At 62.9% G+C, this 17,896-nt stretch carries 25 protein-coding genes; 21 read left to right on the top strand and 4 right to left on the bottom strand.

The features are described from left to right. Nucleotides 1–62: 62 nt before the first annotated feature. The 11 genes from rpmC to rpmD all read left to right on the top strand — a co-directional run bounded on the left by rpmC (nt 63) and on the right by rpmD (nt 4,237). Nucleotides 63–263, top strand: coding sequence for a 50S ribosomal protein L29 (rpmC, locus tag BM234_RS07650; RefSeq protein WP_092062678.1), 201 nt, complete (start codon nt 63–65; stop codon nt 261–263). Nucleotides 264–275: 12 nt separating this feature from the next. Continuing rightward, nucleotides 276–506, top strand: a complete 231-nt coding sequence (gene rpsQ / locus BM234_RS07645) for a 30S ribosomal protein S17 (RefSeq protein ID WP_092062675.1) — start codon at nt 276–278, stop codon at nt 504–506. Between the two features lie 77 nt (nt 507–583). Continuing rightward, entirely contained in the window at nt 584–952 is a 369-nt protein-coding gene (rplN, locus tag BM234_RS07640) for a 50S ribosomal protein L14 (RefSeq protein WP_092062672.1), read from the top strand. Then, nucleotides 952–1,263 (top strand): 50S ribosomal protein L24, encoded by a 312-nt coding sequence (gene rplX, locus BM234_RS07635; protein WP_092062669.1) that lies wholly within the window; start codon nt 952–954, stop codon nt 1,261–1,263. Before rplN ends, rplX begins: the two co-directional genes overlap by 1 nt. After that, a complete protein-coding gene (gene rplE / locus BM234_RS07630; protein ID WP_092062666.1) occupies nt 1,256–1,819 on the top strand; it encodes a 50S ribosomal protein L5 in 564 nt (187 codons plus the stop codon). Before rplX ends, rplE begins: the two co-directional genes overlap by 8 nt. Before the next feature lie 19 nt (nt 1,820–1,838). Further along, nucleotides 1,839–2,144, top strand: a complete 306-nt coding sequence (gene rpsN / locus BM234_RS07625; protein WP_092062663.1) for a 30S ribosomal protein S14 — start codon at nt 1,839–1,841, stop codon at nt 2,142–2,144. A gap of 12 nt (nt 2,145–2,156) precedes the next feature. Then, the gene (rpsH, locus tag BM234_RS07620) at nt 2,157–2,549 is read left to right on the top strand and encodes a 30S ribosomal protein S8 (RefSeq protein WP_092062661.1); all 393 of its coding nucleotides are present in this window, start codon (nt 2,157–2,159) and stop codon (nt 2,547–2,549) included. A 10-nt stretch (nt 2,550–2,559) separates the two neighbouring features. After that, entirely contained in the window at nt 2,560–3,093 is a 534-nt protein-coding gene (rplF, locus tag BM234_RS07615; protein ID WP_092062658.1) for a 50S ribosomal protein L6, read from the top strand. Nucleotides 3,094–3,104: 11 nt separating this feature from the next. Next, complete coding sequence (rplR, locus tag BM234_RS07610) at nt 3,105–3,464, top strand: 50S ribosomal protein L18 (protein WP_092062655.1); 360 nt, start codon at nt 3,105–3,107, stop codon at nt 3,462–3,464. 11 nt (nt 3,465–3,475) lie between these two features. Beyond that, the gene (rpsE, locus tag BM234_RS07605) at nt 3,476–4,039 is read left to right on the top strand and encodes a 30S ribosomal protein S5 (RefSeq protein WP_092062652.1); all 564 of its coding nucleotides are present in this window, start codon (nt 3,476–3,478) and stop codon (nt 4,037–4,039) included. A 12-nt stretch (nt 4,040–4,051) separates the two neighbouring features. Next, complete coding sequence (gene rpmD / locus BM234_RS07600) at nt 4,052–4,237, top strand: 50S ribosomal protein L30 (protein WP_092062649.1); 186 nt, start codon at nt 4,052–4,054, stop codon at nt 4,235–4,237. A 265-nt stretch (nt 4,238–4,502) separates the two neighbouring features. Here the strand turns inward: rpmD and BM234_RS07595 are convergent, their stop codons facing one another. The 4 genes from BM234_RS07595 to BM234_RS07580 all read right to left on the bottom strand — a co-directional run bounded on the left by BM234_RS07595 (nt 4,503) and on the right by BM234_RS07580 (nt 8,614). Further along, nucleotides 4,503–5,234 (bottom strand): COG3904 family protein, encoded by a 732-nt coding sequence (locus BM234_RS07595; RefSeq protein ID WP_092062645.1) that lies wholly within the window; start codon nt 5,232–5,234, stop codon nt 4,503–4,505. Next, nucleotides 5,231–6,487, bottom strand: coding sequence for a hypothetical protein (locus tag BM234_RS07590; protein ID WP_092062642.1), 1,257 nt, complete (start codon nt 6,485–6,487; stop codon nt 5,231–5,233). The genes BM234_RS07595 and BM234_RS07590 overlap by 4 nt, the downstream gene beginning before the upstream one ends. A gap of 58 nt (nt 6,488–6,545) precedes the next feature. After that, a complete protein-coding gene (locus BM234_RS07585) occupies nt 6,546–8,159 on the bottom strand; it encodes an FAD/NAD(P)-binding protein (RefSeq protein ID WP_092062639.1) in 1,614 nt (537 codons plus the stop codon). A 68-nt stretch (nt 8,160–8,227) separates the two neighbouring features. Further along, the gene (locus tag BM234_RS07580) at nt 8,228–8,614 is read right to left on the bottom strand and encodes a rhodanese-like domain-containing protein (protein ID WP_245752543.1); all 387 of its coding nucleotides are present in this window, start codon (nt 8,612–8,614) and stop codon (nt 8,228–8,230) included. Between the two features lie 68 nt (nt 8,615–8,682). Here BM234_RS07580 and BM234_RS07575 point away from each other — a divergent pair, with 68 nt between their 5' ends. The 10 genes from BM234_RS07575 (at nt 8,683) to pal (ending at nt 17,886) form a co-directional block, all read left to right on the top strand. Further along, nucleotides 8,683–9,021: a hypothetical protein gene (locus tag BM234_RS07575; RefSeq protein ID WP_092062634.1), complete on the top strand. Its 339-nt coding sequence runs from the start codon at nt 8,683–8,685 to the stop codon at nt 9,019–9,021. A gap of 3 nt (nt 9,022–9,024) precedes the next feature. Further along, on the top strand, nt 9,025–10,176 hold the full coding sequence (gene dapE / locus BM234_RS07570) for a succinyl-diaminopimelate desuccinylase (RefSeq protein WP_092062631.1): 1,152 nt from the start codon (nt 9,025–9,027) through the stop codon (nt 10,174–10,176). Then, nucleotides 10,145–10,753 (top strand): TIGR04282 family arsenosugar biosynthesis glycosyltransferase, encoded by a 609-nt coding sequence (locus BM234_RS07565; RefSeq protein WP_245752542.1) that lies wholly within the window; start codon nt 10,145–10,147, stop codon nt 10,751–10,753. The genes dapE and BM234_RS07565 overlap by 32 nt, the downstream gene beginning before the upstream one ends. A 54-nt stretch (nt 10,754–10,807) precedes the next feature. Beyond that, entirely contained in the window at nt 10,808–13,111 is a 2,304-nt protein-coding gene (rnr, locus tag BM234_RS07560; protein ID WP_092062628.1) for a ribonuclease R, read from the top strand. Beyond that, on the top strand, nt 13,101–13,487 hold the full coding sequence (ybgC, locus tag BM234_RS07555; RefSeq protein WP_092062625.1) for a tol-pal system-associated acyl-CoA thioesterase: 387 nt from the start codon (nt 13,101–13,103) through the stop codon (nt 13,485–13,487). Before rnr ends, ybgC begins: the two co-directional genes overlap by 11 nt. A gap of 120 nt (nt 13,488–13,607) precedes the next feature. Continuing rightward, nucleotides 13,608–14,303, top strand: a complete 696-nt coding sequence (gene tolQ / locus BM234_RS07550) for a protein TolQ (RefSeq protein ID WP_092062622.1) — start codon at nt 13,608–13,610, stop codon at nt 14,301–14,303. Between the two features lies 1 nt (nt 14,304). After that, on the top strand, nt 14,305–14,784 hold the full coding sequence (gene tolR, locus BM234_RS07545) for a protein TolR (RefSeq protein WP_092062619.1): 480 nt from the start codon (nt 14,305–14,307) through the stop codon (nt 14,782–14,784). A 6-nt stretch (nt 14,785–14,790) separates the two neighbouring features. Beyond that, nucleotides 14,791–15,930, top strand: coding sequence for an energy transducer TonB (locus BM234_RS17445; RefSeq protein ID WP_175501217.1), 1,140 nt, complete (start codon nt 14,791–14,793; stop codon nt 15,928–15,930). Continuing rightward, the gene (gene tolB, locus BM234_RS07535) at nt 15,927–17,252 is read left to right on the top strand and encodes a Tol-Pal system beta propeller repeat protein TolB (RefSeq protein ID WP_092062616.1); all 1,326 of its coding nucleotides are present in this window, start codon (nt 15,927–15,929) and stop codon (nt 17,250–17,252) included. Before BM234_RS17445 ends, tolB begins: the two co-directional genes overlap by 4 nt. 103 nt (nt 17,253–17,355) lie before the next feature. Continuing rightward, entirely contained in the window at nt 17,356–17,886 is a 531-nt protein-coding gene (gene pal, locus BM234_RS07530; RefSeq protein WP_092062613.1) for a peptidoglycan-associated lipoprotein Pal, read from the top strand. Nucleotides 17,887–17,896 lie beyond the last annotated feature (10 nt).

The following is a 17,896-nucleotide window of genomic DNA, read 5'->3' as shown; positions in this document are numbered from 1 at the left end:
CCACCAGATTCGCGGTGACCCCTTTTCGGGGCCGCCTGGTGATGTTGGAAAGGACATGAGCCATGAATGCTCAGGAACTGCGCGACAAGACGCCGGATCAACTGCGAGAGCAGTTGGCCACTCTTAAGAAAGAGGCTTTCAACCTCCGCTTCCAGCAGGCCACTGGCCAAATGGAAAGCACCGCTCGGATGCGGTCTGTTCGCCGTGACGTTGCACGGGTCAAGACGATCCTCAACGAAAAAGCCCAAGCGGCAGCCGAGTAAGGAGAGACTGATATGCCCAAACGTATCCTGCAAGGAACCGTCACCAGCGACGCGAATGCCCAGACCGTCACGGTCTCTGTCGAGCGCCGCTTCACGCATCCGGTTCTGAAGAAAACCATCCGTAAGTCCAAGAAATACCGGGCTCACGATGAGAAGAATGCATTCAAGGTTGGCGATTTGGTTCGCATCATCGAATGCGCACCGAAGTCGAAGACGAAACGCTGGGAGGTTCTGGAGGCGTAAGCCTGCCGAACCTTTCGGTTTGAGCGAAACCCTGGGGACAAGGCCATGAGTGCCCCCCACAGGTCGGGAGAAACCATATGATCCAGATGCAGACCAATCTGGATGTCGCTGACAACTCCGGCGCACGCCGGGTGCAGTGCATCAAGGTCCTGGGTGGTTCCAAGCGTAGATACGCAAGCGTGGGCGACATCATTGTCGTCTCCGTAAAGGAAGCCATCCCGCGCGGCCGCGTAAAGAAAGGTGACGTCCGCAAGGCCGTCGTCGTTCGCACCGCCAAGGAAGTCCGTCGTGAAGACGGCACCTCAATCCGCTTCGATCGCAACGCGGCCGTCATCCTGAACAATGCGGGCGAGCCTGTCGGCACCCGTATCTTCGGGCCGGTGGTTCGTGAGCTGCGTGCGAAGAACTTCATGAAGATCATCTCGCTTGCTCCGGAGGTGCTGTAATGGCCGCTAAACTCCGCAAAGGTGACACGGTCCTCGTTCTTGCTGGCAAGGACAAGGGCGCGCAAGGCACGATCATCTCCGTCGATCCCAAGGCTGGCAAGGCCGTGGTCGAGGGTGTGAACATGGCCGTTCGCCACACACGCCAGAGCCAGACCACGCAAGGTGGGCGCGTTCCCAAGGCGATGCCGATCCAGTTGTCGAACCTGGCGCTGATCGACAAAGACGGCAAGGCAACCCGCGTCGGCTTCCGCATGGAAGGCGACAAGAAGGTTCGTTTCGCCAAGACCACGGGGGACGTGATCGATGCTTGATACTGCAACCTATACCCCGCGTCTGCGCAGCCAGTTCAACGAGACGATCAAGGCCGCTCTCAAAGAAGAGTTCGGCTACAAGAACGACATGCAGATCCCGCGCCTCGACAAGATCGTGCTCAACATCGGGTGCGGCGCTGAGGCCGTGAAGGACTCCAAGAAGGCGAAATCGGCTCAGGAAGACCTGACCGCACTTGCCGGTCAGAAGGCCGTCGTCACCAAGGCAAAGAAGTCCATCGCTGGCTTCCGCGTTCGTGAAGACATGCCGCTCGGTGCCAAGGTGACCCTTCGCGGTGACCGGATGTACGACTTCCTCGACCGTCTGGTGACCGTGGCCATGCCGCGCATCCGCGACTTCCGCGGCATTCCCGGCAAGAGCTTCGACGGCCGTGGCAACTATGCCATGGGCATCAAGGAGCACATCGTCTTCCCTGAAATCGACTACGACAAGGTCGACGAAGTTTGGGGCCTGGACATCGTAATCGCCACCACCGCGGAAACCGACGCGGAAGCGAAGGCGCTGTTGAAGCATTTCAACATGCCGTTCAACAGCTGATCCGCGGGAGAGAGAAGACATGGCAAAAAAAGCAATGATCGAACGCGAAAAGAAGCGTCAGCGCCTTGTGGAGCAGTATGCTGCCAAGCGCGCCGAGCTCAAGGAAATCGCGAAAGACGAATCCAAGCCGATGGAAGAGCGTTTCAAGGCGCGCCTGAAGCTTGCGAAACTTCCCCGCAACTCGTCGCCGACCCGGCTTCACAACCGCTGCCAGCTGACCGGCCGTCCGCATGCATACTATCGCAAGCTGAAGGTTTCCCGGATCATGCTGCGCGAATTGGCTTCCAGCGGGCAGGCGCCCGGCATGGTCAAGTCGAGCTGGTAAGGAGGGCATGATATGAACGATCCTATCGGCGATATGCTCACCCGTATCCGCAACTCGCAGATGCGCCACAAGTCGACTGTTATCACGCCGGCGTCCAAGCTTCGCGCTTGGGTTCTCGACGTGCTGGCCGACGAAGGCTACATCCGCGGCTACGAGCAAGTGACCGGCGCAGACGGTCACCCCGCACTCGAAATCAGCCTCAAGTACTATGAGGGTACCCCTGTCATTCGTGAGCTGAAGCGGGTTTCGACCCCCGGCCGCCGCGTTTACATGGGTGTGAAGGACTTGCCGTCCGTCCGTCAGGGCCTCGGTGTGTCGATTGTCTCCACCCCCAAGGGTGTGATGTCTGATGCAGCAGCACGTTCCGCCAATGTTGGTGGTGAAGTGCTCTGCACGGTCTTCTAAGGAGGTAGGAATGTCTCGTATTGGGAAACGACCGGTCGAGCTGCCCTCCGGGGTCGAGGCGAATGTCTCTGGCCAGACCGTTGAGGTAAAGGGCCCGAAAGGCGCTCGTAGCTTCACCTTCACCGACGATGTGACCCTCGAGGTCGCGGACAACGCCATCACTGTGACGCCGCGCGGCAAATCCAAGCGCGCCCGTCAGCAGTGGGGCATGTCCCGCACCACCGTGGCGAACCTCGTTCAGGGCGTCACGAACGGTTTCAAGAAAGAGCTTGAGATCCAGGGTGTGGGTTACCGCGCACAGCTTCAGGGCAATGTGCTGAAACTCAACCTCGGCCTCAGCCACGATGTCGATTTCACTGTGCCGGAGGGGGTCACCGTGACCTGCCCGAAGCAGACGGAAATCGTTGTCGAGGGCAACGATGAGCAACTCGTGGGGCAGGTCGCGGCGAATATCCGCGATTGGCGCCGCCCGGAGCCCTACAAGGGCAAGGGGATCCGCTACAAGGGCGAGTACATCTTCCGTAAGGAAGGCAAGAAGAAGTAAGGACGCGAGTGATGGCAAACAGCAAGAGAGTACTGTTCCAGAAACGCCGCCTGCGCGTTCGGAACAAACTTCGCAAGGTGAATGCAGGGCGCGTGCGCCTCTCCGTTCACCGCTCCAACAAGAACATCAGCGTGCAGCTGATCGACGATGTGAACGGCGTAACGCTGGCATCCGCCTCCACTTTGGAGAAGGATCTCGGGGTTATTGGCAAGAACAACGTGGATGCGGCTGCCAAGGTCGGCACCGCGATTGCCGAGCGCGCCAAGAAAGCCGGTGTGGAAGAAGCATATTTCGACCGCGGTGGCTTCCTCTATCACGGCAGCATCAAGGCACTCGCCGATGCAGCCCGTGATGGCGGCCTGAAGATCTGAGGAGAGACGATATGGCAAGAGATGGACAAAACCGGGGCAACCGTCGCGATCGCGACGAAACGCCGGAATTCGCCGATCGTCTGGTTGCGATCAACCGGGTGTCGAAGACGGTCAAGGGCGGTAAGCGCTTTGGCTTCGCGGCACTGGTTGTCGTAGGCGATCAGAAGGGCCGTGTTGGCTTTGGTAAGGGTAAGGCCAAGGAGGTCCCCGAGGCCATCCGCAAGGCGACCGAACAAGCGAAGCGCCAGATGATGCGCGTTCCGCTGCGTGAGGGTCGGACCCTGCACCACGACATGGAAGGCCGTCATGGCGCCGGACGCGTCGTGATGCGGACCGCCCCAACGGGTACCGGGATCATCGCGGGTGGACCGATGCGCGCCGTGTTCGAAATGCTTGGCATTCAGGACGTGGTTGCCAAGTCGATCGGCTCCCAGAACCCCTACAACATGATCCGTGCCACGCTGAACGGTCTCACCAAAGAGACCAGCCCGCGTATGGTTGCACAGCGTCGTGGCAAGAAGGTCGCGGACATCCTTCGTAAGGATGAACCGCAGCCCGAAACGGCTGAAGCGTAAGGAGACACTGATATGGCAACTATCGTCGTCAAACAGATCGGCTCCCCGATCCGCCGTCCCGCCATTCAGCGCCAGACGCTGATCGGCCTCGGCCTCAACAAGATGCACAAGACACGTGAGCTTGAAGACACGCCTGCGGTTCGCGGCATGGTCAACAAGATTTCGCACCTTGTAGAGATTGTGGAAGAGCGCGCCTAAGCCCACCGCTTAGATGTGAGAAATTGAAAACGTCCCGGTCAGAAATGGCCGGGACGTTTTTGCATTTTGCGTCTCCGCGCTGTCTGAGGGTGTGCGCCGTTCGCGGGCCGTCTCCGTCGGCTTGATCGTCAGGCTCGGTGCAGCCGGAGAGGCTCTTGTGCGCCACTTAAATGGACTATGACGCATGTTCGGATGAGCCGTCGGTTGGACTGCGAACCTTAGATCGACATCTTGCGATGTCTCCCATTCCGCCCCTTCCTACGTTTCAGTCCTTGGCGGGAACGAAGCGGTAGCGTTCCAATTCCTCGCGCGACAGGATGTAGATCTGCTCCGGTGGCGTTCGCAGGGCGTGTTCCATGACCGCGATCTCGATGCCCATTCGCCCGAGGTAGGCCATGACCTCCGCCTGTCCCCTCTGGACATCCTCCACGGCGGTGAAGGCCGGCAGGTAGGCGTTCTGTCCGAAATAATGCTGATGAACGCCAAGGCGCCCCGTGCTCGCCACCTCCCGAGTAGCCCCGCCGGCAAAGACGTAAGGGCAGGCGGAATAGCAGACGCTATTTTCACCGATCACCGTATCGATGCCCCCTGCGCGCAAGGCTTCGCCGATCTCCAGCGCGTCGGAGACTGATCCGCCCGTGCTGTGCAACTGCACCGAGCTTGCCGCGGGGCTGCGCGATGCGAGCGCTTCTGCGACGCGAGCGCCATCCCCCGGCGCAATTTGCCCACTGAGGGTCATTTCCGTGCCCTCTCCGCCGATTTCCAACCGATCGGCCATTCGTCCGCCCCCGGGGGGCTCACTTGGACCGGGGGCTCGGTCCGGTCGGAAGGGGCGTGTGGCAGGGCCGGTCGGGCGCGGCGCAGTCAACGGATCGCCGCCGGGAAAGCTCTGGTTCAGATCCATCAGCATAAGCGCCGCCCCAATGGCGATCTGTACGGCGACAAGAGCAGTGATTGCGCGCCGAATGGTTCCGGGGCCTGTTGAGCCGCCGCTCATTCCGGCGCGGCGCCCGTGTGTGGGGGCCTGCGGGCCACATCAAGGGATTTGGATGCTTCGAGCGCCGCGCGCATTTCGGCCACGGTCATTGTATCTTCGATCGAGTAGGCACCTTGCCCCGTGCGAATGGCCGAATGCGTGACCATCAGAATGAAAACCAGCACGGCGGGCAGCAGGTCGATGGCGATGGCGCCCGCCCAGGATGGGACGAAGTTGCCCGCGTACCGGATCACGGCATCAGCGGCAGAGAGCGGGGTATATTCGATCTCGGTCGCTTCGGGCAGCGCCTGAACCTCTTCCGCCGCTTGTTCGAGCGTGGTGGCGCGGTCACCGAGTAGGGTGAGGACGGAATTTATGGTGCTTTGCTGGCTCACGCGGCCTTCTGCGGAGTCCGCATCAAGGTCGGGAAGAATGACGGAATCGCGCAGGTCGGCTGCCGCTCGGCTGACCAGCGGCGCGACGTTCAACTGCCGCAACTCGGCGATGAGGCCGGAAAGGCGTACGGCCTCTTCTGCGAAGCGTACGGATCGTCCGTCAACAGCGCCCGGCTCCACCGTGAGGCTTCGCATGCGGCTGAGTATTGCGTTGCCTTGGGCAAAGGCCTCTTCGACCGCCCGTTCCTGCGAAGTGATCTGTGCCTCAAGTCCGTCAAGTTCGGCGGACTTCTGGGTCAGGACCCGGAAAACTGCCCCGCGACCGGCAAGTCCAGAGAGATCGCCGACCGCTTCCTGCTCGGACAGGTCGCTCAGGGTCTCCCGGACGCGGGCGACGTCCCGCCCGAGCGCTTGACCCGCGATCGCGTTGGAATGTGTCCGCTCCAGCGCGCCTTGATAGGTCTGGACGGTATGGGCAAGGTGTTGCTCCACTGCGGCGGCACCGGCGAGCGCAGCGGCGTTGAGCCAGGAGGACATGGCGATGATCGCGAGCGACCCGAGCGCCATGCATAGAAACAGCCCGATCTTGGACGCCGCCGACCGTACCGCAGGCAAAAGCCGCATGAGGTAGGACCAGAACACGAAGATGCCAACCGAAACGGCGAGGGAATATGAGAGCGCCGCGAAGGTGGTCCAAGCCCCGGTGTCGTCAAGAAGGGAGCGTACGCCCAGATAGGTGTAGATACCCGAGGCGGAGGCCAGCACGCCAAGCGCGGCGCCGGTGAAACTGTCCAACCATCGCAGGTGGGTGTTGAGCTCTCGGGCGTAGCGCGCGCCCTCATGATCGTCGTGGTCGCCTGAAACTTGTCTATCTGTCACGCGACCCCCTCGGGAATATGCGAAAATCCGGTCCAATATATGGGGTGACGCCGCCGCATCATCCGGGTTCACGGTTTCGTGACTGCCGCTGGATGACCCCGTCCGTCCAACGCGAAGATGCGGCGCCGAAGCAATCATGCAAGGAGTCGCTGGCAATCACGCTGCCCAAAGCAAGCCGCCCGAGCAGCGTAAGCCCCGGTTGCGGCGTCCCATCTTGCGAAAGAAGCTGCCCATCGGGCTCGGTCCGAGCGGCAAGCCCGTCGCCCGGAGCCGTGAGGCGACCGCGCGTCATCAGGTCCCGCAATAGCGTATCTGTGATCCGCTCCGGGTCTGGCGGCGGTAGCACCGCATCGACCATAGCCACCACATGCGCAGTTTCGTCGTCCTCAATCAGTTGCCAGCCGTCTTTGCGCAGGCCGATACCCGGATCGTCCGCAATCCGCAGATCGACCCGACCCGCCTCGATCAGCGTAAGGAGATCACGGGCGGCACTGATCGGCGGACCGTAGGAATAGCGCTTCATCCCGTCGTCAAATCGCAGGAATGCCCGCGCGGTTTCCGCGCTTGTCAGGGTGGGGTTGAACCCCCGCCGAAGGGTATTCTGCCATTTGCGCCAGACCTGACCCGCGGCAAATCCCGCATCCGGTGGTGTGGTGCCCGCGGCCATCTCGGTCACATGACGCAAAGCGCTTACCGGATCCCGCGCCTCCTGTGTTCCGGAATCGTCGCGTTCGACCTCCAGCCATTGCCGCACTTCCGTCGCGCCGTCGGGGCTTCCCGTGTCATGCAGGATCCGGAGCAGCACCGGAAACAGCGCATCTGTCAGCATGACAAGCGCAGTTTCCGTCGGACCGGCGAGGGCACGAGCAAGCGCGTCGGCGAAAGCTTCGGTCTCCGCCTGGGTTGGCTCGTAAGCGTCATCCACAGCCCCGGTTGCAGGCTTCGGCGCGGGCGGATGCCCGTTGAGGGAGAAGGGCAGGATACAAGCCGGTTCGCGCCCCGAAGGGATATATTGGCCGTCCTCGAAGCTGCCACCCATCCCTTCGGTCAGCAGGCGCAGCACATCGAAAGTCGAAAGCCCAAGACCACGGATTGCAACGCGCTGTCCCGCCCAACTTTCCGCAGCGCGCAGCAAATTCGCAGCGGGGTAGGCGGGAACCAAGTCCGCGCCTGTCTTGCTTGCGTGGTCTTGCCAGCGGGCGAGTTGGTCATCCGGGGCGGTCGCCGGTTGGCCCAAGGTCAGCAGAACCTCGTCATAGGGGCCAAATCGGTCGTCCTCGGAGCGCAGCACCCACTTGCCGCCTTCCTCGTCGATCCGGGAAACACCCCGGCGGTGGTGCGTGATTTCCAAGCCATCGGCTTCGAGCAGAGCGGCGAACCTGTCGCCAAGATAACGGCCAAGCGTCGCGCGGGGCAGGAACTCATCGGGGTTCGCGTCTTGGCCAAGCCATTGCGAAACACCGGCCCGATGCTCGCCGCCAAGGTCGATGTCCCGCAAGGGGATGTTGACGAGGCATAAGGGGGAATCCTCAGGGCTGAAGTTCGGACCGGCGCCGGGGTGGGCGAAGGGGTCGAAGATATCGACCGTCGCGGACTGTCCGTGCAGCGTGTCCGCAAGCGCTTCGAGCGCGCCGAGCCCTCGGGGGCCGAAGCCGATTACCGCGATATGCATTCCACGCTCCTGCTGCTCTTGCCCATCGTGTCCAACCTAGGCCGAGACGCAGGGAAAGACAGCGGTGTTCAACGGGTCTTGGGGCCAGTCGGGCCGCCCGCGTCCCGCCAACCCTTGAACCCGTCAGAGATATGGCTGACGCCGTCCAATCCCATTTCTTGAGCCGTGAGGGCGGAGAGGGCCGAGCGCCAGCCCGAGGCGCAATAGAAAACGAAACGCTCACCGCTTTGAAACTGTGGTTTCGCGTAGGGGCTTTCGGGATCGATCCAGAATTCCAGCATTCCGCGCGGACAGTGAAACGCGCCGGGGATCATGCCCTCGCGGTCGATTTCTCGCGGATCACGCAGGTCGACGAAGGTCACGCCCGGTTGACCGTGTAGCGTCAGCAGATCAGCCGCCGGGGCATGATCGACGCGCTCATTGGCGGCCGCCACCATATCACTCACTCGTTTCACGGCGTTCCCCTATCTTGACTTCACGGGACGAAGCGCGCAGGTCTCCTCCCGTTTGGCGAGGGTAGACGATGGCGAACGGCAAGGACAAGACGGCGCGGCAGCAAGAGATCTACACGCTTCTCGTGCAGGTCGGACGCAAGGATGGCGATGGGCTTCCCGACGGCGCGACTGGGGCGGCGCTGGTTTGTTATGCCAGCGGCATCGACGAGGCCGAGGCTGTGCGTGAAACCGTGGCTGTGCTCAAGCAGGCGGACCTCGCCCCGCTTGATGTCACGGGCTATGGCACGCGCACCGAACGCGAAGAGCAAGGGCAGGAGATTGGTCGTGAGGAAGCCTCCCTCATGGATCGCGCCCGTGATGAGAACGCGGTGATCGTCGCCCAGATGGACCCGCTTTATCCGGACTGACCCATGACACATTCACCGCTTGATCCCGTGGCGCTGACCGCCGATCTCATCCGCTGCCCTACCGTCACCCCAGACGAAGGCGGCGCTTTGCAACTCCTGCAATGGCTTCTCGAAAGCGCCGGTTTCGAATGCTGGCGCGTGGATCGGGGGGAGACTTCAAACCTTTTCGCGAGGTGGGGAGAAAAGGGGCACGCCCGCAGCTTTGGCTTCAACGGGCATACCGATGTCGTCCCCGTCGGGGACGCCGACGCATGGACCAAACCGCCCTTCGGCGCTGTTGAGGAAAATGGCCTGCTCTACGGGCGCGGGGCAACCGACATGAAAAGCGGGGTCGCGGCCTTTGTCGCGGCGGCGGTGGATCATGTGCGGAACAGCGCGCCTGACGGGGCGCTGATCCTTGCCATCACCGGGGACGAAGAAGGCGACGCCACTGACGGCACTGTCGCGCTGCTCGACTGGATGCAGGCACAGGGCGAGGCGATGTCGGTCTGTCTCGTTGGGGAGCCGACCTGCCCCGAGGAGATGGGCGAGATGATGAAGATCGGTCGGCGCGGGTCGTTGAATGCCCGGCTGACCTTTCGCGGCGTGCAAGGCCATTCGGCATATCCGCACCGTGCCAAGAATCCGTGCCATGCCATGGCGCGGCTGGTGGACCGGCTCGCCTCATCGGAACTCGATCAGGGGACCGAACATTTCGACGCGTCGACCCTCGCGGTCGTGACAATGGATACTGGCAACAGTGCAACCAATGTCATACCGGCAGAGGCACGCGCGGGGGTCAACATCCGGTTCAACGATGCTCACAGCGGCGCAAGCCTGACTGATTGGCTGCGAGCCGAAGCGGCGGTCGTCGCCACGGAAACTGGCGTTTCGATCACGGTGGATGTACGCATCTCGGGCGAGAGCTTTCTTACCCCTCCGGGGGAGCTTTCCGACCTCGTGGGCCGCGCTGTCGAAGCGGAAACCGGTCGACAACCGACCCTCTCCACCTCCGGCGGCACATCTGATGCGCGCTTCGTCAAGGATCACTGCCCCGTGGTGGAGTTTGGTCTTGTCGGTCGCACGATGCATCAGGTCGATGAGCACGTGGATACCCGTCAGATCCGAGAACTGAAGGCCATCTATGCGCGTATCCTCGCCGACTATTTCGCCTGATCGGCGCGCCCGCCTCGTCGTCATGCTCAAGGAGCCCCGGCCGGGGCGGGTCAAGACGCGTCTTGGGGCTGAAATGGGCGCCGTTGGCGCGGCTTGGTGGTATCGGCATCAGGTGGCGCGACTGCTTCGGAGCGTGCGTGACCCAAGGTGGGAATTGCTTCTCGCGGTCGGGCCGGACAGCGCGATGCAAAGCCGGGTCTGGCCTGCGAACCTGCCGCGCGTGGGGCAGGGGACGGGGGATCTGGGCGCGCGCATGGCGCGCATCTTTCGCAGTTTGCCGCCCGGTCCGGCCTGTATCATCGGCTCTGACATCCCGGGGGTAAACCGGCATCATATCTCCGGCGCGTTCCGATCTTTGGGATCGCATGATGCGGTGATCGGACCCGCCCCGGATGGGGGCTATTGGCTCATCGGTATGAAGCGCAGTTCCGCACCCTCTCGGGGCCTCTTCGAGGGTGTCCGCTGGAGCAGCGCGTGGGCGCGAACGGATACCGAAGCCAGCCTGGGAACAGCGCGTATTGCCCATGTCACCTCCCTGCGCGACGTGGACACGGCCGAGGACCTTCGGGCGCTATAGGCGGCGGCGCGATTTCGGCATGACGTCTCTCGCGGCCCGTGGTACCGAGTCGGCATGAGCCAGATGCCCACAAAGCCGCAGATTCTTGACTGGATCGCCGCCAATCCCGCCCAAACCTCCAAACGCGACATAGCCAAGGCCTTTGGGGTCAAGGGTGCTGCACGGATCGATCTCAAGCGTATCTTGCGCGAACTCGAAGAGGAGGGGCATCTCGAAAAACGCAAGAAGACGTACCGGGATCCCGACCGCTTGCCGCCGGTGTCCGTGCTGCAAGTCACCGAGGCGGGGCCCGACGGTGATCTCTATGCCAAGCCGCTTGAATGGCACGGGGATGGCATCGAGCCGGTGGTTCTCATGGTTCAGCGTGCCTCTGATCCCGCGCTCGGGGCAGGGCACCGTATTCTCGCAAGGCTGACGCAGGTCAGCGATGAGGATCACAACTACGAAGCCCGGCTAATTCGCCGGATCGGAACCAATCCGCGCAGAGTTCTTGGGGTCTTTCGCAAGACCGCCGAAGGCGGCCGGATCAAACCCGTGGACAAGGGCAGCGACAAGGAATGGGATGTCCCGCCGGGGGCCACCGGCGGCGCGCTGGATGGCGAGTTGGTCGAGGGCGAACTTGCCGGACCGCGCGGGCGCATGGGGCTTCCGCGGGCGCGGGTTGTGGAGAGGTTGGGCGATCCGACCGCGCCGCGGGCCGTGTCGCTCATCGCGATACACCAGCACGGCATACCGGACGAGTTTCCCGATGATGTCGTGGCCGAAGCGGATCGCTTGAAACCTGCGGGGCTCAAGGGGCGTGAGGATCTTCGGGATTTGCCTCTGGTGACAATCGATCCCGCCGATGCACGCGACCACGATGATGCCTGTTTCGCAGAGCCGGATGACGACCCCAAGAATGCCGGCGGGCACGTCCTGTGGGTGGCGATTGCCGATGTCTCGCATTACGTTCGGCCCGGCACGGCGCTCGACCGTGAGGCGCGCAAGCGTGGCAACTCCAGCTATTTCCCTGACCGTGTCGTTCCCATGTTGCCGGACAGGCTTTCGGGGGATCTCTGCTCGCTTCACGAAGGCGTGCCCCGCGCCTGTATCGCCGCCCGTATCCAGATCGACGCCGAAGGGGAAATCCTCTCGCACAGGTTCGTCCGGGGCCTGATGCGATCCCCGGCGTCGCTCAGCTATCAGGAGGTGCAGGAGGGCCGGGACGGCAACCCGAACGAGCGTCTCGCGCCCCTGATGGAGGAGGTCATCGGCCCGCTCTACGCGTGCTACGAGGCGCTTGCCCGTTCGCGCTCCCGGCGGCAACCGCTGGACCTCGACCTGCCTGAGCGGCGGATCGCGCTGTCTGAGGATGGCAAGGTCGAGAGCGTTCAGTTTCGCGACCGGCTCACGGCGCACCGGTTGATCGAAGAATTCATGATCACGGCCAACGTCTGTGCCGCGCTGACACTGACCAGGAAAAAGACACCACTTCTTTTCCGCGTGCACGAAGAACCCGCCCCCGAAAAGCTCGATAGCCTGCGAGAGACGGCGGAATCGGCGGGTTTGACCCTTGCCAAGGGGCAAGTGCTAAAGACGGCGCATCTGAACCAGTTGCTGAACGCGGCCGCGGGAACCGATGAGGCGGAGCTCATCAATCTCGCCACCCTGCGGTCGATGACCCAAGCCTACTATTCTCCGGCCAACTTCCACCATTTCGGGCTGGCGCTTGCGCATTACGCGCATTTCACATCCCCGATCCGGCGGTATTCCGACCTGATCGTGCATCGCGCGCTGATCACGGCCCATAACTGGGGCGACGATGGCCTGACCCCGGAGGACATTGAACGGCTGGAACAAACGGCGCAGCACATTTCGGACACCGAGCGCCGGTCCATGATGGCGGAGCGCGACACCACCGATCGCTACCTCGCGGCGTTTCTGTCCGACCGGGTGGGTGGGGAGTTCACCGGCCGCGTCAGCGGGATCGCCCGGTTTGGCCTGTTCGTGAAGCTTGATGAAACCGGCGCGGATGGTCTGGTGCCAATCAGCACGCTTGGCCGGGAGTTTTTTGTCTTCGACGCCGATGCGGGAACCTTGATGGGGTCGCAGACGGGAACGTTGCTCAAGCTGGGACAACGCGTGACCGTCCGGCTCATGGAAGCGGCTCCGGTGACGGGCGGTCTCGCCTTTGAGCTTCTGACGGTGGAGGGGGATGACATGCCTTCGGGCGGGGCCTCCGCGCGGGGACGCGGGCGGCGCAGCGGCCCGCCCGCCAAGCGCGCAGGCACTCCCAAGCGGCGCCTTGCACGCGCCAAAAAGAAAGACGCAAAGATCAAGCGCAAGGTGGCGCGGAAGAGGCGCGACGATGGCGCATGAGTTTTCGGTTCGTGTCTATTACGAGGACACGGACATGGCAGGCATCGTCTACTACGCGAATTACCTGCGCTTCATTGAGCGCGCCCGCAGCGACTGGGTGCGGCATCTGGGGATCGACCAGAATGCATTGCGCGAAGATGGCTTTGTCTTTGCGGTGCGCAGGGTCGAGGCGGATTATCTTCGGCCCGCGCGGTTTGACGACGAGTTGACGGTGCGAACCACGCTCAAGGCGGTAACCCCGGCCCGCTTGGTCATGCACCAAGAGGTGCTCCGCGACGGCGAGGCATTGTTTCAGGCCGAAGTGACGGTTGTCTGCCTTGGGCCTGAGGGTCAGCCGGTGCGTCTTCCGGCGGAGATCCGCCGTTCACTACACTGAAGAGCTTGGGAACGGATCGGCCTCTCGCGCAGTTGTATTGGCGCGAGGGCCTGTTTTCCTGTAAGCAGGCGGCGAATTTCAGTGCCCCGGAAAGAGGGCCCAACCAAGGTGAGCAGGTAAATGGAATCCGAAGCATTGGGTCTCGCACAAGGGATCGACTTCTCCATGTGGGCGTTGTTCGCGCGCGCCACGATTACGGTGAAGCTCGTCATGATCGGGCTGCTGTTGGCATCCTTCTGGTCATGGGGGGTCATCGTCCAAAAGCTGATCGACTTTCGGAAGGCCCGGGCAGAGACCAAGCGATTTGACGCGGAATTCTGGTCCGGCGATCCCTTGGATGAGTTGTTCGACAAGCTCGGACCGGAGCCCAAAGGGGCTTCGCAGCGGGTCTTTGCCTCCGGCATGATCGAATGGCGCCGTTCGCACCGCCGAGATGGCGGTTTGATTCCCGGGGCTACCGTTCGGATCGACCGGAACATGGACGTCGCAATCGCCAAGGAAAGCGAGGACCTCACCCGCGGGCTGCCCATACTTGCCACCATCGGCTCGACTGCGCCGTTTGTCGGCTTGTTCGGTACTGTGTGGGGCATCATGAACGCCTTTATCGAGATCGCAGAGCAGCAAAATACCAACCTGGCCGTCGTTGCGCCGGGCATCGCCGAGGCACTTTTGGCTACCGGTCTGGGCCTGCTCGCGGCGATTCCCGCGGTAATCTTCTATAACAAGCTCTCTGCCGACGCGGATCGCATCATCGGCAGTTATGAAAGCTTCGCCGACGAATTCGCCACACTTCTCAGCCGTCAGTTGGACAGCTGAGATGGGTGCAGGCGTCATCAAAGGCGTAAGCGGTCAGCACCGCCGGGGCGCGCGCCGCCGCCGCCGGGGGCATCAGCCCATGGGTGAGATCAACGTGACCCCCATGGTCGACGTGATGCTGGTTCTGCTGATCATTTTCATGGTTTCCGCGCCGCTGTTGACCGTGGGTGTCCCGGTCGAACTGCCTAAAACTGCTGCGAGCGCATTGCCGACCGAAGCGGAGGAGCCGCTGACCGTCACGCTCACCGCCGAGGGCATCCTCCAGATTCAGACGACAGAAACCGCGCGCAACGAGTTGATCCCAAAGCTTCAGGCAATCGCCGCAGAGCGCGAAGGGCGCAGGGTCTTTCTACGCGCGGATGGCGCCGTGCCTTATGCTGAGGTCATGGAGATCATGGGCGCACTCAACGCGGGCGGATTTTCGGACGTGGGGCTTGTGACGGATACCGGCGGGCCGACGCTGGACGGCCGGGACGGCTGATCCCAGATGAACACGGGCCAGTATATCTCCGGCGCGGCACATGCCGGGCTGATCCTCTGGTTGATCGTGGGGATCGGTTTCGAGTCCGAGCCTCTGCCGTTCGAGACGCAGGATGTGACCATCATTTCAGGCGCTGAGTACGCGGCGTTGGTGGAGGCGTCGAGTGCGCAGGGCACCGCGCCAGCCCCGGCTCCCGTGGCGCCGCCCCTCCGCCCCGATCCCCCGGCCCCGGAACCAACTCCCGAACCGGAGCCAGCCCCTTCGGCCCCGGAACCCGCGCCCGCGCCGCCTCCGCCGCCCGATACGGCGACCCTTGCGCCCCCTGCGCCGCCCGTCCCCGAAGCCGCGCCGGAGCAGGCAAGCCGCGTGGCCCCCGACCCTGTTGAGCGCCCTTCGCCTGAAGCCGCCGAAGATGATATCGCGCGTGAAGCCGTGACTCTTGATGAGGCGCCGTCAGACACCGCACCCGAGCCCCCGCAGGAAGCCACTGCGCCAGAAGAAGCGGCACCGCAAATCGTCACCGAGGCGGAAGAACAACCACCAAGCCGGGCCCCGATCTCGTCGCGGGTTCCCATCGCGAGGCCTGATCGCCCGGAGCCCGCGCCTCAGGTTGCCGAAGCGACCCCTGCGCCAACCCCGTCCGAACCTGAGCCTGACCCGGAACCCACCCCGCCACCTGCTGAGGTGCCGGAACCCGAACCTGCGCCAGAGCCAGACCCTGCGCCGGAACCCGTACCTTCCCCAGCACCAGAGGAAGACGCGGTCGCCGATGCATTGGCTCAGGCACTTGCTGGCGAAAGCAGCGCCCCGGCTCCAGCCGGTCCGCCACTGACCGCCGGAGAGCGCGACGCCCTTCGCGTGGCAGTCTCGTCATGCTGGAACGTCGGGTCGCTTTCGACCGAAGCGCTCAGAACGACTGTCGTCGTGGGAGTGGAGATGACACGGGATGGACGACCGGTTTCCGGCTCGCTCCGCCTGTTGAGCAGTTCGGGCGGCAACGAAGAGGCGGCGCGGCAAGCCTATGAGGCCGCAAGGCGCGCCATCCTGCGGTGCGGGGCAAACGGATTTAACTTGCCGGCTGAAAAGTATGATAGCTGGCGCGATATCGAAATGACATTCGACCCGGAGAAGATGCGGAGACTATGATGATCAGACTTCTGAGTATGCTCGCGGTATTGATACTCGGGGTGCCCGCGATGGCCCCGGCACAGAGCGGTCCGCTGCGGATTGAGATCACCGAAGGGGTGATTGAGCCCATGCCGTTTGCCCTTCCGGGTTTCGTTGCCGAAGGGTCGGGGGCGGAAAGCCTCGCGGCGGATATCACCCGCCTCGTCGGTGAGGATCTCATCGGTACCGGGCTGTTCCGTCAGATTGGCCCGGAGGCGTTCATCAGCCAGATCACAAATTTCGCCGCACCTGTCCAATTTGCCGACTGGCGCGCGATCAATGCGCAGGCACTCATCACCGGGGCGGTCAGCACGAACGGATCTGGCGGAGTTTCCGTGAAGTTTCGTCTCTATGACGTTTTTGCCGGGCAGGAATTGGGCCAAGGTTTGCAGTTCGAGGGCACGGCCGAGGGATGGCGCCGTATGGCGCACAAGGTGGCCGACGCGGTCTATTCTCGGATCACGGGCGAGGGCGGCTATTTCGACAGCCGGGTGGTCTTTGTCTCGGAAACCGGTCCCAAGGACAACCGCGCCAAGCGGCTTGCAATCATGGACTATGACGGGGCGAACCAGAAGTTCCTCACGGATGCGTCCTCGATCGTGCTCGCGCCCCGGTTCTCTCCGGCGGGCGATCGGGTTCTTTATACGAGCTATGAAAGCGGCCGCCCCCGGATCTATTTGCTCGATGTAGGATCCGTGCAGCGACGTGTGCTGGAGGAACAGCCCGGCACGATGAGCTTTGCGCCCCGGTTCGCACCCGATGGTCAGACCGTGATCTTTTCCATCTCCGAAGGCTCCAATACGGATATCTACTCGCTGAACCTTTCGACCGGTGCGCGCCGACAACTCACCAGTTCGCCCTCCATCGAGACGGCGCCGAGCTACTCACCCAACGGGTCGCGGATCGTTTTTGAGAGTGATCGCAGCGGAACTCAGCAGCTCTACGTCATGTCAGCAAGTGGCGGCGAGCCGACGCGGATCAGCTTTGGTGAAGGGCGCTATGGAACGCCGGTTTGGTCTCCTCGTGGGGATCTGATTGCCTTTACCAAGCAGAACAAGGGCCGGTTCCACATCGGTGTCATGCGCACCGATGGCAGCGAGGAACGGCTATTGACGGCGTCTTTCCTCGACGAAGGGCCGACATGGGCACCAAATGGGCGCGTCATCATGTTCACGCGCGAAACACGCGGCGAAGCCGGGCAGGCGAGCCTCTATTCGGTGGATGTGTCGGGCCGCAATTTGCGCCGTGTGCCCACACCCGGCGGCGCGTCCGATCCGGCGTGGTCTCCGTTGCTGCGTTGATCGAAATTGGCCGCTGTATCGTGCGGCCTGTCATGTTAAAGTCTCGCCCAATCGGCGGGAGATGTCATACCCGCCCCCTTGGGCAGAGAGCAGGACCGGATCTATGAAGCAATTGACCAAAGTCACCCTCCTTTTCGCGGCGATGGGCCTTGCCGCCTGTACAAATCCCGACCGTTTCGGCGCTGGGGCCGGTGCGGGAGTGGGAGCTGGGGCAGGTGCGGGGGCCGGCGGTGCTTATGGTGCGGGGGGGGCATCGGATCCCTCTTCGCCAGCCTACTTCCAGCAGACGATCGGCGACAGGGTCCTCTTCGCAGTGGATCAATCGACCCTAAGCCCCGAAGCGCGGGCTGTTCTGGATGGTCAGGCGAAATGGCTTTTGGCGAATCCCGACTATTCCGCAGTGGTCGAAGGTCACGCGGATGAGCAGGGGACGCGCGAATACAACCTCGCGCTTGGCGCCCGCCGGGCAAATTCCGTGCGTGAGTATCTCACGGCGCTTGGCATTCCGGGTTACCGCCTTGAAACGGTGACGTATGGTAAGGAACGGCCTATCGCGATCTGCAGCGAGGAAAGCTGTTACAACCGTAACCGCCGCGCCGTCACGGTGATCGCCGCGGGCGGTCTGACAAGCTGAACGGGGGATT

The organism is Poseidonocella pacifica (assembly GCF_900111875.1).
Classification (GTDB): domain Bacteria; phylum Pseudomonadota; class Alphaproteobacteria; order Rhodobacterales; family Rhodobacteraceae; genus Poseidonocella; species Poseidonocella pacifica.
The sequence above is the reverse complement of the archived record's forward strand: the minus strand, read 5'-3'. Positions and strand labels throughout refer to the sequence as shown.

Coding starts and splice junctions, on each gene's coding strand:
- tolB (WP_092062616.1), top strand. CDS start 15,927: ATGATGATCAGACTTCTGAGTATGCTCGCGGTATTGATACTCGGGGTG.
- tolR (WP_092062619.1), top strand. CDS start 14,305: ATGGGTGCAGGCGTCATCAAAGGCGTAAGCGGTCAGCACCGCCGGGGC.
- BM234_RS17445 (WP_175501217.1), top strand. CDS start 14,791: ATGAACACGGGCCAGTATATCTCCGGCGCGGCACATGCCGGGCTGATC.
- rpmC (WP_092062678.1), top strand. CDS start 63: ATGAATGCTCAGGAACTGCGCGACAAGACGCCGGATCAACTGCGAGAG.
- rpsQ (WP_092062675.1), top strand. CDS start 276: ATGCCCAAACGTATCCTGCAAGGAACCGTCACCAGCGACGCGAATGCC.
- rpsH (WP_092062661.1), top strand. CDS start 2,157: ATGAACGATCCTATCGGCGATATGCTCACCCGTATCCGCAACTCGCAG.
- rpsN (WP_092062663.1), top strand. CDS start 1,839: ATGGCAAAAAAAGCAATGATCGAACGCGAAAAGAAGCGTCAGCGCCTT.
- rnr (WP_092062628.1), top strand. CDS start 10,808: ATGAGCCAGATGCCCACAAAGCCGCAGATTCTTGACTGGATCGCCGCC.
- dapE (WP_092062631.1), top strand. CDS start 9,025: ATGACACATTCACCGCTTGATCCCGTGGCGCTGACCGCCGATCTCATC.
- BM234_RS07595 (WP_092062645.1), bottom strand. CDS start 5,234: ATGAGCGGCGGCTCAACAGGCCCCGGAACCATTCGGCGCGCAATCACT.
- BM234_RS07565 (WP_245752542.1), top strand. CDS start 10,145: ATGCGCGTATCCTCGCCGACTATTTCGCCTGATCGGCGCGCCCGCCTC.
- rplN (WP_092062672.1), top strand. CDS start 584: ATGATCCAGATGCAGACCAATCTGGATGTCGCTGACAACTCCGGCGCA.
- pal (WP_092062613.1), top strand. CDS start 17,356: ATGAAGCAATTGACCAAAGTCACCCTCCTTTTCGCGGCGATGGGCCTT.
- BM234_RS07575 (WP_092062634.1), top strand. CDS start 8,683: ATGGCGAACGGCAAGGACAAGACGGCGCGGCAGCAAGAGATCTACACG.
- rpmD (WP_092062649.1), top strand. CDS start 4,052: ATGGCAACTATCGTCGTCAAACAGATCGGCTCCCCGATCCGCCGTCCC.
- tolQ (WP_092062622.1), top strand. CDS start 13,608: ATGGAATCCGAAGCATTGGGTCTCGCACAAGGGATCGACTTCTCCATG.
- ybgC (WP_092062625.1), top strand. CDS start 13,101: ATGGCGCATGAGTTTTCGGTTCGTGTCTATTACGAGGACACGGACATG.
- BM234_RS07585 (WP_092062639.1), bottom strand. CDS start 8,159: ATGCATATCGCGGTAATCGGCTTCGGCCCCCGAGGGCTCGGCGCGCTC.
- rpsE (WP_092062652.1), top strand. CDS start 3,476: ATGGCAAGAGATGGACAAAACCGGGGCAACCGTCGCGATCGCGACGAA.
- rplX (WP_092062669.1), top strand. CDS start 952: ATGGCCGCTAAACTCCGCAAAGGTGACACGGTCCTCGTTCTTGCTGGC.
- rplF (WP_092062658.1), top strand. CDS start 2,560: ATGTCTCGTATTGGGAAACGACCGGTCGAGCTGCCCTCCGGGGTCGAG.
- rplE (WP_092062666.1), top strand. CDS start 1,256: ATGCTTGATACTGCAACCTATACCCCGCGTCTGCGCAGCCAGTTCAAC.
- rplR (WP_092062655.1), top strand. CDS start 3,105: ATGGCAAACAGCAAGAGAGTACTGTTCCAGAAACGCCGCCTGCGCGTT.